At 64.1% G+C, this 16,369-nt stretch carries 12 protein-coding genes, 3 tRNA genes and 3 pseudogenes; 7 read left to right on the forward strand and 11 right to left on the reverse strand.

The window, feature by feature from the left end; translation table 11 throughout:
• Positions 1-35: 35 nt before the first annotated feature.
• Complete coding sequence (locus HQ394_RS20240) at positions 36-278, reverse strand: hypothetical protein (protein WP_223292145.1); 243 nt, start codon at positions 276-278, stop codon at positions 36-38.
• Here HQ394_RS20240 and HQ394_RS21330 point away from each other — a divergent pair.
• Positions 162-629, forward strand: coding sequence for a DUF2274 domain-containing protein (locus HQ394_RS21330; protein ID WP_223292129.1), 468 nt, complete (start codon positions 162-164; stop codon positions 627-629). The two genes, HQ394_RS20240 and HQ394_RS21330, sit on opposite strands and share 117 nt — an antisense overlap.
• Positions 630-715: 86 nt before the next feature.
• Complete coding sequence (locus HQ394_RS17145; RefSeq protein WP_190261223.1) at positions 716-1,894, forward strand: tyrosine-type recombinase/integrase; 1,179 nt, start codon at positions 716-718, stop codon at positions 1,892-1,894.
• A 46-nt stretch (positions 1,895-1,940) separates the two neighbouring features.
• On the opposite strand, the gene HQ394_RS17150 is transcribed toward HQ394_RS17145, so the two are convergent.
• The 4 genes and pseudogenes from HQ394_RS17150 to HQ394_RS17165 all read right to left on the reverse strand — a co-directional run bounded on the left by HQ394_RS17150 (position 1,941) and on the right by HQ394_RS17165 (position 6,895).
• Positions 1,941-2,016 (reverse strand) — tRNA-Lys (locus tag HQ394_RS17150).
• Positions 2,017-2,307: 291 nt separating this feature from the next.
• Positions 2,308-3,636, reverse strand: a pseudogene (locus HQ394_RS17155) (IS1380 family transposase); the annotation flags it as partial.
• Between the two features lie 252 nt (positions 3,637-3,888).
• Complete coding sequence (locus HQ394_RS17160) at positions 3,889-5,250, reverse strand: IS1182 family transposase (protein ID WP_190260069.1); 1,362 nt, start codon at positions 5,248-5,250, stop codon at positions 3,889-3,891.
• A gap of 264 nt (positions 5,251-5,514) precedes the next feature.
• A pseudogene (locus HQ394_RS17165) lies at positions 5,515-6,895 on the reverse strand (IS1380 family transposase).
• Positions 6,896-7,063: 168 nt separating this feature from the next.
• Here HQ394_RS17165 and HQ394_RS17170 point away from each other — a divergent pair.
• Positions 7,064-8,075, forward strand: a pseudogene (locus HQ394_RS17170) (IS110 family RNA-guided transposase).
• 436 nt (positions 8,076-8,511) lie between these two features.
• On the opposite strand, the gene HQ394_RS17175 reads toward HQ394_RS17170, so the two are convergent.
• From HQ394_RS17175 to HQ394_RS17185, 3 genes are all read right to left on the reverse strand, one after another.
• Positions 8,512-8,970, reverse strand: a complete 459-nt coding sequence (locus HQ394_RS17175; protein ID WP_190261224.1) for a RipA family octameric membrane protein — start codon at positions 8,968-8,970, stop codon at positions 8,512-8,514.
• An 84-nt stretch (positions 8,971-9,054) separates the two neighbouring features.
• Positions 9,055-10,473, reverse strand: a complete 1,419-nt coding sequence (locus HQ394_RS17180) for an FAD/NAD(P)-binding protein (protein WP_456151642.1) — start codon at positions 10,471-10,473, stop codon at positions 9,055-9,057.
• Between the two features lie 225 nt (positions 10,474-10,698).
• Positions 10,699-11,055, reverse strand: coding sequence for a hypothetical protein (locus tag HQ394_RS17185; protein WP_190261226.1), 357 nt, complete (start codon positions 11,053-11,055; stop codon positions 10,699-10,701).
• Positions 11,056-11,375: 320 nt separating this feature from the next.
• On the opposite strand from HQ394_RS17185, the gene HQ394_RS17190 reads away from it, so the two are divergent.
• On the forward strand, positions 11,376-11,669 hold the full coding sequence (locus HQ394_RS17190; RefSeq protein ID WP_190261227.1) for a hypothetical protein: 294 nt from the start codon (positions 11,376-11,378) through the stop codon (positions 11,667-11,669).
• A gap of 159 nt (positions 11,670-11,828) precedes the next feature.
• Here HQ394_RS17190 and HQ394_RS17195 read toward each other — a convergent pair whose 3' ends face one another.
• Complete coding sequence (locus HQ394_RS17195; RefSeq protein WP_190261228.1) at positions 11,829-12,284, reverse strand: nucleoside deaminase; 456 nt, start codon at positions 12,282-12,284, stop codon at positions 11,829-11,831.
• A gap of 223 nt (positions 12,285-12,507) precedes the next feature.
• Between HQ394_RS17195 and HQ394_RS17200 the strand changes: the two genes are divergently transcribed.
• Together HQ394_RS17200 and wecB are read left to right on the forward strand one after the other, a co-directional pair.
• A tRNA-Thr gene (locus tag HQ394_RS17200) sits at positions 12,508-12,582 on the forward strand.
• Positions 12,583-13,314: 732 nt separating this feature from the next.
• Positions 13,315-14,523 carry a non-hydrolyzing UDP-N-acetylglucosamine 2-epimerase gene (gene wecB / locus HQ394_RS17205; protein ID WP_456151643.1) on the forward strand — a complete coding sequence of 403 codons (1,209 nt, stop codon included), beginning with the start codon at positions 13,315-13,317 and terminating at the stop codon, positions 14,521-14,523.
• Between the two features lie 53 nt (positions 14,524-14,576).
• Here the strand turns inward: wecB and HQ394_RS17210 are convergent, their stop codons facing one another.
• Positions 14,577-15,218, reverse strand: a complete 642-nt coding sequence (locus HQ394_RS17210; RefSeq protein ID WP_223291683.1) for a hypothetical protein — start codon at positions 15,216-15,218, stop codon at positions 14,577-14,579.
• 187 nt (positions 15,219-15,405) lie between these two features.
• Positions 15,406-16,020, reverse strand: coding sequence for an MBL fold metallo-hydrolase (locus HQ394_RS17215; protein ID WP_190261231.1), 615 nt, complete (start codon positions 16,018-16,020; stop codon positions 15,406-15,408).
• Positions 16,021-16,220: 200 nt separating this feature from the next.
• On the opposite strand from HQ394_RS17215, the gene HQ394_RS17220 reads away from it, so the two are divergent.
• Positions 16,221-16,296 (forward strand) — tRNA-Arg (locus tag HQ394_RS17220).
• The last annotated feature ends 73 nt before the right edge of the window (positions 16,297-16,369 follow it).

The following is a 16,369-nucleotide window of genomic DNA, read 5'->3' on the forward strand; positions in this document are numbered from 1 at the left end:
CCGTTGACACCGATTTGGGAGACCCTGATGAGTGATCAAGAACGTCCGACATTGAGAACGAACTTGGTTGGCCAGCCCAACGGGGCGAAACCATGAAGTCCCGCCCGATCGCCCTCGCGGCGTTGCCGCCAAATGGACCTGCCACCAAGCTGCAGCTGGCAATCGATACCGCGCTTGCCGCCGACCTTGAATCCTACCGAGAAGCCTACGCAGAGGCCCACGGCCAAAGAATAGGTCTTGACCAGCTTGTTCCAGCGATCCTGAGAGCGTTCCTGCATCGCGACCGCGGGTTCCAAAAATGGAAGAAGAATACAGCTCGTGTCGCAGTCCCCCTGCCATCCACCTTATCACCAACGGCGATCCCCAACCTTTACCTGGGTCTGCGCAGTCCGTGGTCGACGGGAGCGGCCCTATTTCGTCTAACCGCGACGAAGAAGGTGGATTACCAACCGACGGCGAGATGCAAGCTGAATGACTCGACGAAGGCCACCGTTTGTCGAGCGCCGGGTCCTCAGCGCTTTCGAGACGGCCGCCTATCTCGGTCGATCGGTAAGCTGGCTCACCGACCATGCTCATCGGCTGCACAAGTCGGGATTTCCTCAGCCTATTCCAGTTGTCGGCGGTTATGATAAGCAAGCAATCGACTAGTGGCTCGATCGGATGGGAGGTGCTCCCCGCTCGGACGACTTCGACGACGCGTGGACCAATGCGGCGAATGGGTAAAATCAAGATTCGCTACTTTGTCTGCAAGCACGGCCGCGGTGGTCGCGGCACATACTTCTATTGGCAGCCATCGGCCGATCTTCAGCGCGAGGGATGGCGCACCCGCCGCCTCTCCGACCAACTGGAAAGAGCGATCGCGGAAGCTCAACAGTTCAATCGGCAGGTCGACGAATGGCGCCAGGACCGCGACGTCTTACCGAATCAACCGGACACGTTGCCGTGGCTCACCAAGCTCTATCGGATAGATGACCGGTTCACGTCGCTGAGCGCAGCCAGCAAGCGCAGCTACGATCAGTCGCTGATTGCGATTGAGGCTTGGTCCGAACGCGCCGGCGATCCGCCGCTCTCAAGCATCAAGAGAAAACATGTCAAGCTGTTCTATCGAGCGATGCTGGAAAAGACGCCGGCAAAAGCCAACGCTGTCATCCGGGTGCTGCGACTGCTCCTCGCATGCGCCATTGACGAAGGCTACCTCGATGAGAACCCCGCGTCCAAGCCACGCATGAAGGGCAGGCCGCCTCGACAACAGCGATGGACCGAGGAATCGATCCAGGCGTTTTGCGCGACCGCCCAAGTCGCCGATCGCGCATCGCTTCAACTTGCCGTGCTGCTCGGCGCCTGCCTCGGTCAACGACAAGGCGACATCCTGCGCATGACCTGGCAACAATATGACGGACAGCAGGTGACGCTACGGCAGGGCAAGACCGGCGTACTTATCGCCGTGCCGGCCATGGCAGAACTCAAGCTTTTTCTCGACGAGGCATTACAAAAGCGGCGTAAGCAACTACTGGGAGAGTTCGATGAAACCGTGTCGAGGAATTTGAAGGTCGATCGCGTTGACACGCGAATGGCCGTGAAAGCGTCGCCGATCTTGATCGCCGAAACCACGTCCAAACCCTACAAGGTGGACCATTTCCGTCACGAGTTTCGCCGGATCGCCAACGCCGCGGGCCTCAACGACCTTCAGTTCCTTGATCTCCGGCGCTCGGCGGTTGTCCGGTTGGCGGAGGCAGGATGCACGGTGCCTCAGATTGCGGCGATCACCGGGCACCAATTGGACCGCACCTTGCGGATCCTGGAGACCTATCTGCCGCGCAACACGGAAATGGCCCGCGCTGCGATACACACGTTAGAGTCGTACAGAAACAGAACGAAGTTGGAAACAGACTAGGAATATGGTCGGAAAAGTTGGAAACGCTTTCGTAACTCCTTGAAATTGGTGGGCGCACAAGGACTCGAACCTTGGACCCGCTGATTAAGAGTCAGCTGCTCTACCAACTGAGCTATGCGCCCCCAGGGGGAAGGAGGTTACTAGCAGAGCCATGCGTCGCTGTCGATACGTTCGCGTAGCCGATAGCGACGCATTCGGATGATTCGGATGATCAGGACGAGGAATGTCGTGGCCCGGTTACGTGGCTACGACCAGGGGACGCCCGCCCTATCCCGTCTTATTCATGACGCCGGCTGGGAGGTTGAGATTTTGGGCGACGCTGACTGATGGGACGAGCGTGGGCTTTCGGGTTTTCCCGGCTTGGTCGGATTGGATTTGATGGTGGTGTGGGTGGTTTCCGGGAGGGATCCGGCGAGGGCGGTGGCGAGGTGGCGGATCAGCGCCGCGTCTGGGCACGCGGCGGCGAAGGCGAGGCGGACGCGCGACGCGGTCTCGATGACGCGGCCGCCGATTTTGAGGAGCTTCAGGCGCAGCGTGGCGAACTCGGCGACGGCCAGCGCATGCGCCTTCGGGATGGCGTCGCGCAAGCTCAGCAGCAGCCAGTAGGCGGCGGTATGCAGGACGAGGCGGACCTGGTTGGCCAGCGGCGAGCGGCAACTGGTGCGGTCCGAGGCGAGCTGGCTCTTGTGCCGTTTGATCAGGTTCTCGGCCTGACCGCGGGCGCAGTAGAGGACCTCGTAGACGTGCTCGGGCGAACCGGCTTCGAGACTGGTGACGACGAAGCGGATGTCGAGGCCGCGGGTCGTCGCTTCGATGCGGGCGCACGCCCGGCGCTCCGTCTTCCACGGCTTCGCCCGGTAACGGGTCTCGGCGAAGCCGCGCAAGGACGGCCGCTTCTCCAGCGCCCGGCGGGTACGGATGTCGTCGGCGGCCTCGTCGACGAGGCGGTCGAGCATCCCGTTGCCGGGCAGGCCGAACAGATACTCGACGCCGTTCGCCTCGCACCAGTCCATCACCTCGGGCCGGCCGTAGTGGCCGTCGCCGCGGATGGTGAGGCGCGTCTGCGGCCAGCGGCGGCGGACGTGGCGGACGAGCCGGCGCAGATGGTCGCAGATTTCCTTGCCCGACGGCGTCTTGCCCGGGCGGAGGATCACCGCCACCGGGCGGCCGGCCGCGGTGTCGTAGACGTGGATCGGCAGGAAGCAGCGTTCGTCGTAATGGCCGTTGAACAGCGACAGCTGTTGATGACCGTGGACGACGTCGCAGGTGTCGTCGATGTCGAGCGTCACTGCGGCGGGCGGCGCCGGATAGCTCGCCAGCCACAGGTCGAGCAGGACCCGGGGCCGAGCCGGATGACGCTGCGCAGGTCGGGGGCGTTCTCTCANGCGCGAGACGGTCGGCTGCGAGCACAGGTCCCGTCCGCTATCCGGCAGCCGGCCGCAGGCGAGCTTGGACGCCGGATCGAAGCGCAGGCTGTCGAGATCGTCGGCGTCCTCCCAGCCGCAGGCGATGGCGAAGATGCGCGCCCGCAGAATGTCGGCGAGAGCGTGCACGGTCCGGCCCGGATCGCGGTGATCGGGGATCACCGCCGCCAGCTTGCCGGCGATGTCGAGCCGCCGCTCGACTTCGGCCAGCAGCATAACTCCGCCGTCCGAGCTGATCCGGCCGCCGTCGAAGGCGGCGGTGAGCTTCTTGCGTCCGACGGCTGGAAACGAGAACGGCAGCGTCGTATCGTCGGTCATGGCGGATGTGGCCGGCCAGGATGTCGTCGAAGGGTTGGCTTCAGCAACCGAATCCTACGCCACATCAAACGCTTACGCTACATCCGCCAGTTCACCACGCCCGCCGTCGTGAATAAGACGGGCTAGCAGCCTGTCGGACTTGCGTCTCGGGCGTCGCCGGACCTGCGTAGGGATCGGTGCGTCGGCGCCTCTGTCAGCGCCATTTTGGGCGGTGCGGTCGCGCTGGCGCGCCTGCGGAACTGGCCGCGCAGGCTAGACGGCGCGGCTGAGGGCGAACATCCGCTTCAGGTTCCATGCCATGGTCACAAGCCTCCACTCGCCACGGGCGGCATTGAGCCCGCGCAGCAGGAACTGCCGGAACCCCAGCACGGACTTGATGATGCCAAACACTGGCTCGGGCGTCTGCTTGCGCAGGGCGTAGAGCGCGCGGCCCTGCGGCGTGCGCAGCCGATACGCCATCGCCTGAACCGGGGTGGGGTCTTCGGGCGCCGGTGGCGCCGCAGCGAAGCGCTCTTGCAGGCTGAGATGATGCGCCTCGCGACCAAGTGCGATCAGCGGTTCGATCCCGCCGGCCACACAGGCCTGCACATTCGCCTCGCTGAAGTAGCCATTGTCCGCCAACAGCATGTCCGGCCTGCCGAGCACGTCCGGCAGAGTGCCGATCTTGTCCAGCATGGGTGTAAGCTGCTGCTTGTCGTTGGGCGCCTGCACCACGTCGGCGACCACCACCAGCAGACTGCCCGCCGCCACCGCCGCCTGCGCATTGTAGCACTGCTCAAAACCGCCGCCCGCCACCGCCATGATGCGGCTTTCCTCGTCGGTCAGATTGATCTGATCCGTGGGCAGCGGCGTCGCCACCGGCGGCTTCGGCTCACGGCCCGTGGGCTTCTTGCCGGTGGCCGCTGCCTTGGCGTCCCGTGCTGCGAGTTTCGCCTGATGGTCTGCCTGCTCCCGTTCGAAGCGTTCCTTCGCGCGGGCCTCGATCTTCGCCCGGGCCTCGGCGAGCCTGGACAACCGTTCCTCACGTCGCGCCAGTTCGTCGGGGATCGACATGCCGTCAGCGATGTCCACCTGGTCCGCCGCTTCTGCCTTGGCCATGAGATCGGCCACTTCGGCCTGCAGTTGGGCCTCCAGCTTGCCCGCATGGTCATAGGACAGCGCGCTGTGCCGGCTGGCATTGGCGTGGACCTTGGTCCCGTCGAGCCCGACCGTTCCCAGCTTCAGCACGCCCATCTCGCGCGCGAGCACCAGCACCTGGACGAACAGCTTCTCGATCTGCGGCAGAAAGCGTCGGCGGAACGCGGCGATGGTGTCATGGTCCGGATGATCGTTCGCCGCGATGAAGCGGAACGCCACGCTGTCATAGGTCGCCCGCTCCAGCTTGCGGCTGGAGAACACCCCGGTGGCGTAGCCGTAGATCAGAATGCCCAGCAGAAGGCTGGGGTGGTAGGACGCTTCCCCAGAGCCACGGTAGCTGCCGGTCATCGGCCGCAGATCCAGCCCCGCGATCACCTCCACCACGAACCGCGCCAAGTGCCGCTGCGGAAGCCACTCGTCCACCGACGGCGGCATCAGAAATCCGCTGTCGCGGTCGATCGGGCGGAAGTTGCTCATGCCGAAGAGGTCCGGGCCGGGGGCGTGAATCCATGCCCGGATTCTATAACCCACAGCTCCGCCTCGCGTTAAGTCCGACAGGCTGCTAGCCCGATGTATTCACCGGGACACAACGTGCGTCGGGTGTTAAATCGTGGATGCGCGCAAGGGTTGATATTGGCGAGTGGGTTGGTTTCCGCCGCGGCGGGATGGGGGATCGGTCGGGTCGAGAGGCGCTGGTGGTTGCGGGGAACGGGCTCGGAAGGGGGCGCGCCGCCCCGGCGATCAGGTGACGAGACGCGGCAGGCGGCGGAGGACGAGTTGGCAGATTGCCTGATCAGCGGCGCTGGTCGGCAGGTGGACCTTGATCTTGGTCTTCATCTCGACGACGCGGGCGGCGACCTTGACGAGGCGCCGCCGCAGCGTGTCGAACTGGGCGACCCGCCAGGACGAGCGCTTGGGCATCAGCGCGCGCAGACTCCACAGCAGCCAGTAGGCGCCGGCGTGCAGGAGTGAGGCCCGACCGTGCGCGGAGCGCGCGTAAGCAGGCCGAACCGGAACTGGTTGGCGGTGGCCTTGGGGCACGAGGTGCGGTCGGCGGCGAGATGAGTTTTCCACGCTTTGATGTGGTTCTCCGCCTGGCCGCGCCGGCAGTAGAGGTCCTGGTACAGCGAGCGACCGCTGCCGTGGCCGAGGTTGGTGACGACGAAGCGGGTGTCGGTGCCGTCGCTGCCGGCCTCGACGCGGCCGACGACGCGACGGACCCGGCTCCAGGTCTTGGCGGCGTCGAAGAATTCCTTGAAGCGGCGGACCTTGCCGCCGGTCGGCGCGGCCACGAAGCGCGCCGCGGTGCTTGCCTCCAGGCCGGTGACATGGCGCTTCAGCGTGCTGGTGGGGGCGAGGCCGAGATGATGTAATCGAGGCCACGCGTCTCGCACCAGTCGAGCACCTCCGGGCAGGCGTAATGGCTGTCGGCACGCAGCAGGATCTCCACCTGCGGCCAGTGGGCGCGGATCGCGCGGACGAGGCGACGGAGAAAGGCGCGGATCGCGACGCCCTTCGGTCGCTTCGCCGGGCGCAGGAGGGCGGTGACGAAACGACCGTCGGCATCGAAGACGACGATCGGCTGAAAGCCGTATTCGTCGTAGTGGGCGTTAAACAGGCGCAACTGCTGGCCGCCGTGCACCGCATCGAAGGTGTCGTCGATATCCAGCGTGATCCGTCGCGGGACTTGGCGGAACGAGCCGCACCAGACGTCGACCAGAGCCCGGCCCAGCCGCAGCAGCGTCCGCGCATCGAGCAGATTCTCCAGCCGCGAGATGGTTGACTGCGAACACAGGTCCCGGTCCGACGGCACGCGTTCGAGCGCCAACTTGAACAGCGGATCGCCGCGCAAGCCGGTGGCGTCATTGCCGTCCTCGTAGCCGGCGGCAATCATCAGCATCCGGAAGCGGATGATGTCGGCGAGCGTGTGCACGGTGCTGCCGGGATCGCGCGGATCGTCGATGCAGGCGGCGAGGCGATCGGCGACTTCCAGCCGGCGCTCGATCTCGCGCAGAACCAACAGGCCGCCGTCGGACGACAGCCGACCGCCATCGAACCGGGCGACCAACTCTTTGCCGGCAGCCGGTGACAGGCCAGGCAGCGGCAGCGTCGGATCAACCATGGCGGGTGGGCGCTGCGGAAACGACATGGATTGGCTTCGAGAACCGAATCCTAGGCGATTCCAATGAACTACGCTGCACCCGCCGATCAGGACGCATAATCCGTTGGGGTGGACGGCCCCGCGGCATCTGGTGCCAAGGTTCGCTGTCGAAGTGAACAGGAGCCGTCCATGACCGAGCTTACCCGCATTGCGATCGACACGTCCAAGTCCGTCTTCACCCTACATGGCACGGATGCCGACGGGCGGGCGGTGCTGCGCCGCAATCTGCGCCGCCAGGACATGGTACCATTCTTCGCGCGCCGCCCGCCGATGGAGGTGGTGCTGGAGGCCTGCGGCGGCTCGCATCACTGGGGCCGTGTGCTGGCTGGGCTCGGCCACACGGTGCGGTTGATCCCGCCGCAATACGTCAAACCCTTCGTCAAGCGCGGCAAGAACGATCGCAACGATGCCGAGGCGATCAGCGAAGCCGCGGCGCGGCCGGAGATGCGCGAGGTCGCGGTCAAGTCGGCGAGGCAGCAGGCCAACGCGATGCTGCTGTCGGTGCGCGAGCTTCTGGTGCGCCAACGCACGCAGCTGGTCAACGCGCTGCGCGGACACGCGGCCGAGTTCGGTCATGTCGCCCGCCTTGGCCGCCAAGGCGTGGCAAAGCTGCTGGCCGATGTGGCAGAGGACGCGGAGCTGCCGACGCCGGCGAGGGACGCATTGGCGTTGCTGGGCGCCGAGATCGGTCGGCTGGATGCGCGCTGGCCGAAGTCGACGCCAGGCTGGTGGCGCAACACAAACAGACGCCNNAACCAGCAAGATGCTGGCGGAGGTGCCGGGGATCGGGCCGATCGGCGCGTTGAGCCTGGTGCTGCGGGTCGATTTCAGCCAGTTCAAGTCGGGGCGGCATTTCGCCTCCTGGCTGGGGCTGACTCCGCGCGAGCATTCCACCGGCGGCAAGACGCGGCTGGGCGGGATCAGCCGCGCCGGCGACGAGCGGCTGCGCCAGTTGCTGGTGCTGGGAGCGACCGCGGTGATCCGACAGGCCAAGCCGGGAAAGGCCTCGGCGTGGCTGATCGCTTTGCTGGCAAGGCGGCCGCGCAAGCTCGCGGCGGTCGCCCTGGCCAACAAGATGGCGCGCATCGTCTGGGCGATGATGACGCGCGGCGAGGCGTATCGCCAGCCGGCCACCGCCTGACCACTCTTTGATGCCAAGGGTGCAGGGCTGAGGAAGAGAGATGCTGATCGGTCGAGCCGACGATCCACAGAACCCGGGTAGCCCGGTGGCCATCAAGGCCGCCCATCCGTTTGGGCGTGGATCGCGGAACCCATCTGGGCCAGCGGACATCGTGCCGCGCAAAACAGGCCGGACACACGACTGCCATCGCACCAGATCAGATTTTCTCCCCCTCACCCCTTGCACCCAGGGGGCCGTCCACACACGGGTTAGTGGGTTGACTCCAACGTGAAGCTCCCCCGAATTAGTGGACACCATTGCTATGCTCCGGGTAGGGGCAGGAAGGTGTTTGATGACGAAACTGCGCCGGGGCTGAACGGATCGATCATCGCCAAGCGGCCCGCCAAAGCGCCGCCGCTTGGCGGCTACAAATCAAAAATCTTTGCAATAAGAAACGCTAGACCATACGCGACATAAAGACCAAGAACGATGTGCGGAAGCGAGCGTTCCAGATTGGAAAATCCAATGACTGATTTATTCGTTTGCGGCTGAAAATGCAGTTCCCATTCGCGGGTGAACATCTTGAGCTTCCGTTGAGTTCGTTTTCCATGTTGCGAAGTTGCTCGAAGCGCCAAGCGATCAATGCCCTGTAGTGGGAGATCATTCGGTCCCAAACGAGACAGATGAGAACCCCGACCACGAACAGCGGCAACGCGACCAGGTCCTGCAAGCGAGACAGCCCGGCATCGTTGAGCAGGAAGCCGATAAGCCCGAAAATGCTTGTATTGACGCCGATAAAAACCTGCGTCGCCGACTGCCGACGATCAGCGAGGGTCTGCGTGCTGTCGGCGAAATAGGTGTATTCGTCGAATCGCTCAACTGACTTGCTTTTCGTATCACTATCCGTACTTGGCACTCTTCTGCTCCCTGTCTGCTACTGCGCCAAACCGCTTCCCGTGCGCGGCGGCTCGGATCAGCGTGCGCAATAGCCCGCCTGGGGTCAAGAGCCCGGCGACGACGTCGACGGGAGCATCAGCGATGGTTNCGACGTGCGACGGCGGACCTGATCGATGCCGATGTTGTTGTCGCTCGTCCCAGCCAGATGCGTGGCCAGACGAGCGCAATGGAAGCGGATATCGGGAACTGCGGTGACCTCCCAGAAGGTGCCGCGGGTGATCGGCCCAAGGGCAAACAGGCGGCGGGNAGACGACCCCTTGTTGTTGATGACCGCACCCTGCTCGGTGACGTCGAGGCCAAGTCCGAGCGGGTCAGGACGAACGACGCCGCGGGTGATGAGATCACGGAGCAAAGGGTCCTGGGTGGCGAAGTAATTACTCTCTGGACCGGAGCAGTTTATCGCCCATGCCGCCTGCAGCGTTTCCTGGTGGCCCGTTCGGCGATGCCGGATGTCGAGCGTCACCCCCAGCGGCGTGGGCTCCAAGCGAAGAATGCGCGCCGCCTGGACGGTCAGTTGGCCTCTTTGCATCGCGGCTTCAATCATCGCGCCGACTTCGGGAGCGAGACGGTGGCGATGCACTTCCCACCAGGGGCGAAGATGGCGAAGGAAGCGACGGCGCTCTTCGATCGGCAGCCGCCGCCATAGGTCTTGCAGGTGTGGCCTTAGACCATCGACGACCGATCGCCAGCCGATGCCGTCAGCGGCGGCATCGCGCACGCGCCTGCGCAACCACTGGGTGATCCGGGTGAGCGAGGTGGTGCGTGGCAACGCGTCGGCGACAATCGACAACGGCCGCGTTGGCTCATGCAGTTGCGGCAGCAAGCCGCGGCGGGAGATGGCCCGGATCGGGCCGCGGTGGTCGCCGTCGAGCAGCGAAAGAGCCGTATCGATCATGGTCAGGCCGCTGCCGATCAGCACCACCGGAGCCTGCGGTGGAATGCCGGCGATCGCCGTCGGATCCCAGGGATTGCCAATGTAGGCGCCGCTCGACTGGTCGGGCGGTAAATTGCCCGAGGCTACCACCGCCAGGTCAGCGCGGTAGATGCGACCACTCGCCAGTGTCAGCCGCAAGCCACCGTCGTCTTCGACCAGCGTTCGCACCTCGTCCGGCACCAGGACCAGATTACGCCCCTTGCCGCGCTTCCAGAGCTGATCGCACAGCAGGGCACGAATGTACGCGCCGTAAAGGTGGCGGGAAACGAAGGAATCGCCATCCGGCCCGGCGCCGTCGATGGTGGACGAGCGCTCTCGCAGCCAGGCGACGAAATCATCGGGGCGTTGCTGAAACGCGCTCATGTTTTCAGCGCGGACATTCAGCAGATGGTTGGGATTACGGGTGGAATAAGCGAGGCCACGGCCGAAGCCGGCGCGCTTTTCGATCAACAGCACCCGGTCGTCAGGCTGGCAGCGCTGCAGCAGATTGACGGCAAGCAGTGAGCCGCTGAGACCGGCACCGATCACGGCGATCGTCAGTCTGTGGTTGTCCAAGACGCAGTCTCCTGGCGAACAGTTGCCGCGGCGTGAACCTGCGGTTCACAGCTGGTTTGGACGGCAAGTGCGAGGGGGCATCCGCCGCGCAGACGCCGCAAGGGGCTCGATATGCCGCGCTGCTCACCGCCCTGCCGGCCAACAGTTTCCCAGAGGAAGGTCAGGACGGCAGGATTGGCAGTGAGGCGACGCGCGGCATCAACCGACCGCCAGCACGATCAGCGCAACGCTGAGCAAAGCAGAGGTCCAGCAGGCGAGTCGGCCAACCCAGGCAAGGGAGCCGTCCAGCGTCGGATCGAAGGCTGCAACGGCAGCATCGTCCGTCTTCGTTGCCGCATCTTCCTCCACGTTGGCGCCTGGATCGCCTTGGGCGACGAGGCGCGGGGCGGCTGGGTAGTCGGCGTTCGCCGGGGCGACGGCGGCGATTGCACTGCCGTTGATCGTCGCCAAGCGAAAGCCATGCCAGTCGGCGGCGACAGACGGCGCCCGCGAGGTGCTCGGGCTTATCTCTTCCAGGACCACATTCAATGCTACCGCTGTGCGTGCGCTTGTCATTCCAGTCTCCATTCGCTGCCAGGAGCCGCGGTGGCAAGACCCTCGAATGTGCGGGCTTGTGTGCGGCCGATCGTTGACATTAGCTATAACTCCATAATCTCTATCGATCAACTAGAGAATCGGTGCGGCAAATGAATCTGCCTGATGCCGTTGCCCTAGGGTGAGTCGACGAAGCGATGCCGCTGACCCGAGCGACCATACGATGCGGCTATACGAAACGGTAAAGCGGCCGCAGGTGGGCGGCAATGTGGTCTCTGCGATGGTGATGGGGTCAGCGCGATGCAGCGTTGAACCTTTTCACAGCGTCAGGAGACCCTTCCATGCTTCGTTCCCGTTTGATCCCCCTGAGCCTCGCCACCGTTCTCGCCTTTGGCGTCGGCAGCCTCGGCACCGCTTTCGCTGCCCAGAGCGATCTGGCCACCGGCACGATGACCGCTCAGGCTTCGTCGGGATCCTCGGCTTCCGCCGAACAAGTGGCCCCGAAGGCACCCGCCAAGAGCCACGCGAAGAAGAGCAGCAAGAAGAGCAGCACCAGCGCCCACAAGTCCAGCAAGCATAGCAAGTCGGCACATGCGGCGAAGCAGCCGGCGGAGAGCACCGGTCAGAAGATGTAATTTCGCCCACTGAGCATGGCGGACGGCGGCGATCATAGCGCGTCGTGGTTGCGGCGAAATCGCAAGGGTGGCCCCTAATGCGGATTTCGGGGCGGATTTCGATCCGCCCTTTGCCGCCCGGCGCGCGGACTGACGTGGTGCGGGCGCGCAAGTTGCGCCTCATCGCCGGGCGCGGAAGAAATCCCGCAGCAGCCACGCCGCCGCCGCCGCGTTGACGCCGCCCACTACCTCGGGATGGTGATGGCAGGTGGGATGCTCGAACACCCGAGCCCCATGCTCGACGCCGCCACCCTTCGGGTCGTAGGCAGCAAAGATCAACCGGCGGATGCGGGCGAAGGCGATCGCTGCCGCGCACATGGCGCACGGTTCGAGCGTCACGTAGAGATCGCAGCCCGGAAGCCGTGGCACCCCCAGCGTCGCTGCAGCGGCGCGGATGGCCAGCATCTCTGCATGCGCCGTCGGATCCCTTTGNNGCTCCTCCACCCGATTGCCAGCCTGCGCCAGCACCCGACCGCTCGTTGCCTCGACGAGGACGGCGCCCACCGGCACCTCTCCCCGCGCCGCAGCCGCCGCTGCCTCGGTAAGTGCAAGCTGCAAGAATTGCCTTGCCGTCATTGTCCACTCAACAGGTTTGCCTCGGCACCCATGCACGCCTTCAATACGTCGTTGGCCACTACGTCAACGGCCAATACGCCAATGGCGGTGCAAGGCAATCCGTCCTCAGCCAGTGCCTCGACGGCCGGCGATCATTGACGCGGTTGCTGTTGACCGGTAAAGAGAGGCGATATAGCCGCGGCCCTGCGGGCGCCGGGGCCTGCCGCGCATTGTCGGCAAAGAGGCCGCAGTAGCTCAGGGGTAGAGCAGCGCATTCGTAATGCGCGGGTCGGGGGTTCAAATCCCTCCTGCGGCACCATCCCATCCCTTCTGCCTTACCGCGACAACAGCCGAGGCCAGCGACATGGCAGCGGGTGAAGCGTCGCCATGTCCGGTGGCGTTTGCCGGATTCTGCTTCTGCCAACCATGTACAACAGAGACGCGACACAGGGCTTGCTGCCACCGGCTGGCTTAAGACGGACCATCGTCCGTCGCTTCGACCGTGCAGCGCCGAGGTCAAGGTTGTCCGGGTTGACTGCGGCCAGCTACTGCGGTCACACATGTACACAAAATGCGATTCCTGCGCGAAGTTTTGCTTGCCCGGGACACATTCGGGCCCTAAAATCTCAACTATCTGGAGCGAGTGCGGTCCGTGCGGAGTGAATAATGGGCAGTGATACCAAGTTTTGAGCCCGCATAACGGACCAAAGTATGCCATTGCGCTGACAAGGTTGGGGAGTCACCGAAGATGGTAGCAATGAAAATGGCCGTGTAGGTCTACAGCGATAAGAACTTGATTGACCAGATGACCAAGTTCATGGGTGGGACAGCTCAACGTATATAGATAACCTTCTGTGCTTATTTATGCGCAGGTTCTGGAGTTTTTCGGCGAGCGTTGGTGCCGCTTGAGCAAGTGCGTGCCAATCTGTTCCCGAGATACCCGAGATGATTGAATCTTGCTCATTCGTCAGGAGCAGGTTGAGCACCGCAGGGGAAAAATAATATGGACGCTATGATGCCTGTGCCGAATCAACGCATCCGCGTTGCCGTAATGATCGGTACACGACCGGAAGCGGTGAAAATGGCGCCCATCGTGCACGCATTAAGGCGGCGGCCACTGACTTTTGACGTGAAGGTCATCGCGACGGCGCAACATCACCAACTCATTGATCAGATCATGGATCTCTTCGGCCTTACGGTCGATATCGATCTAGACGTGGTGCAGGAGAAACAGACGCTCGCCTCGCTATGGTCGTTGGCGGTTGAATGCATTGACAAGGTCCTCGATGAGGAAATGCCCGATCTGGTCCTTGTCCAGGGCGATACGATGACGGCTTTTGCCGCGTCCTTTGCTGCCTGCCTCCGTCACATTCCGGTCNNGGCCCATGTTGAAGCGGGGCTCCGCAGCGGGGATCTGCAAAATCCGTTTCCGGAAGAGGTCAACCGGCGGCTGACCTCGATCGTCAGCGACATTCATTTCGTCCCCACATCACTCGCCCGATACAACCTGATCCGTGAGGGCATCGCCTGTAATCGCATCGCCATCACCGGGAATCCGATTGTCGATTCGCTGCAATACCTCGCCGAGAGGTCGCTGGGTACGGGTTGCCTGCACCCAGACATACCACAAACAGACCATAGGATAGTTCTCGTCACCTCGTTACGCCGTGAATCGTGNGGGGAAGATGTCGAGAATACCTGTTTCGCCCTGCGCGAACTGGTAAGTCGCTTCGACGACATTGCCGTCGTCTATGCGGTTCATCCAAACCCTTTCGTCCGCAAGATGGTGACGCGGCAGTTGTCCGGTCACCAGCGTATTCATCTGATCGAGCCCACGGACTACCTGACCTTCCTTGGGCTGTTGCGGGCGTGCCATCTGGTGCTAACGGATTCCAGCAGCGTGCAGGAAGAAGCGCCGAGCTTTAGCAAGCCGGTCCTGGTGCTGCGCCGCACGACCGAACGCCCGGAAGCCGCCTTTGCCGGTATGGCCAGGATCGTCGGCACGTCAACGGCCAGCATCGTCGAGGAAGCGGCGCGACTGCTGAGCGATGACGACGCCTTGGCGGCTATGGCGTCGGGGCCGAATCCCTTTGGTGATGGACATGCTGCCGAAAGGATCGTCCAGGCAATCGAGCGATGGCGACGAAACACCTCACCGCTGCTGTTGCCGGAGGAGGAGNNTTTCAACCGGAGTGCCCCTGGCCTCTGGTACAGCGTAACCGCCAGGTCGTCGGCGAGTAGACAACCGACCACTTTCTAGGGGGCGCCAGACGGTCGTTTGCCGCTGCCGCGCCGCCGACCGACCCGGCCAGTCTACCGTGGCGCCGCCGTGCCGAGACGGTTGAGCCGCGAATGCGCGTCACTGGTGATCGTCGATTCCTCACTGCGCCGTGCCAGATCGCGGGCGATGGTAAGCCATTGCTTGGCCTTGTCGGTATCGGCGGCGAGCGCCGCGCTCCGCCCCGCGCGCAGATAAAGGTCCGCTGCCGTTGCCGTCTCACCGCGCGCTGCCGTTGCTTGGCCGGCCAGCGCCAGCGCCGCTGGATCACACCGATCGCCCGCGACCTGACCGGTGAGAAAGATCACCGCCGCCACTGTCTCGGGAGAGGTATCGGGCAGGCGGGTGACGCTCGTCGCCACATTGGCCGCTGCCTCAGCCGCGCCTGTGCGGTAGAGAGCCATTGCTTCCACCAGTTGCAGGTCGGCCGGGACGGCGGCGCCGCGGCGGCCAAGTTCGTCGCCGGTCGACCGCGCCACGTCGAGAGCGGCCGCCGACTGGCTTAGGCTGAGCTCGACGATGGCGAGGTTGTAGCCCGTATCGCTGATTGCCGGCAGATCGTCCAGCCGATAGGCGTGGTCGAGCGCCTGACGATACAGCGCCGCCGCTTGGTCGGGCCGATCCTGGTCAAAGGCGTGGCGGCCGAGGCGTTGCGCCTGCACAAGCGCCGGATCCACCGCGGCTGGCACGGGAGGAGGCGAGGGGGGCCGCTGCATCCGGCGAGCGTTGCCGCCACCAGGATCACTTGCGTTGTCCGCCTCATGGCCGTGCCTCCAGCGGCGAGATCATCAATCTTGATCTCGATCCGCGCGAACAGCAACGACGCTTGCGGCATCGCCTCTTGCGGATCGGCGTGCCGGTGGTTCAAAGCGCTGAGGATGGTACCAGGGTGGCAAGCAGCTCGCGGAGGCGGTCCTTCGCCTGGGTCAAGATCGATACGCCGTCACCCATCAGCAGGATATCGAAATCGAAGTCCAGCAGCGCCTGCAGGCTTCGCCGCAGCTGGGCGGGATCGTCCATGACCTTCTCCGGCAGCAGCCCGCAGCATCCGGGCGGGTTGCCGATGACAGCGTCGCCAACGACCATCAGCCGGCGTTCCGGCCAGAACAGCCNCACTTCACCCGGCGACTTGCCCGGGAGCCCCACCACCTGCAGCGGGCCGAAGCGATCGCCCACCTCGAAGCTGGCGTCGATCTCGGTTCCCTGGTCCCGCGCATAGGCGGCATCCGCGGGATGAATGGCGGTTGGCGCAGCGAGACGGGCGCGCAGCCGGTTGGCGGCGCGGGTGTGGTTGCGATTGGTGAGCAGGATGTGCTTCGCACCGATGGCGGCGAGCTGATCGAGTAGGGCGTCGCTCGGCTCCACCGGGTCGATGCATACGTTGCCGCTGCTGCTGCATACCAAGTGGCCATTGAAGTCATAGCCATGGCGCTCCGACAACACCGACCAGCTAAAGATGTCGGCGACGATTTCCTTCATGGATTCTTCCCCTACGCAGCACCGGTGGCGACGGCTATACTCCCGTTGCAGGAGATGGCCACGCCACTGTCCGCTTAATAGAGGGTCTACGCGACCGATTTCACCTCTTGGATGCCAATCGGCAGCGGTGGCTAGCAAGAGGCTGGGTCGAACTTGAGTCCTGGCAAGTCGGATGCGTCTCTGCTAACCAATGCGTGCGTGCGCCCGTAGCTCAGTGGATAGAGCACAGGATTCCTAATCCTGGGGTCGGAGGTTCGAATCCTCTCGGGCGCACCAGATTTCAATCACTTAGCGAGGGCCTGTCTGAATAGCCCCTAGATTTCTGGACGCCTTCTATCCTAATTTTGAG

It is taken from the genome of Defluviicoccus vanus (genome assembly GCF_014672695.1).
Lineage (GTDB): Bacteria > Pseudomonadota > Alphaproteobacteria > Rhodospirillales > Defluviicoccaceae > Defluviicoccus > Defluviicoccus vanus.

Coding starts and splice junctions, on each gene's coding strand:
- HQ394_RS20240 (WP_223292145.1), bottom strand. CDS start 278: ATGCAGGAACGCTCTCAGGATCGCTGGAACAAGCTGGTCAAGACCTAT.
- HQ394_RS17145 (WP_190261223.1), top strand. CDS start 716: ATGGGTAAAATCAAGATTCGCTACTTTGTCTGCAAGCACGGCCGCGGT.
- HQ394_RS17160 (WP_190260069.1), bottom strand. CDS start 5,250: ATGAGCAACTTCCGCCCGATCGACCGCGACAGCGGATTTCTGATGCCG.
- HQ394_RS17185 (WP_190261226.1), bottom strand. CDS start 11,055: ATGACAAGCGCACGCACAGCGGTAGCATTGAATGTGGTCCTGGAAGAG.
- HQ394_RS17190 (WP_190261227.1), top strand. CDS start 11,376: ATGCTTCGTTCCCGTTTGATCCCCCTGAGCCTCGCCACCGTTCTCGCC.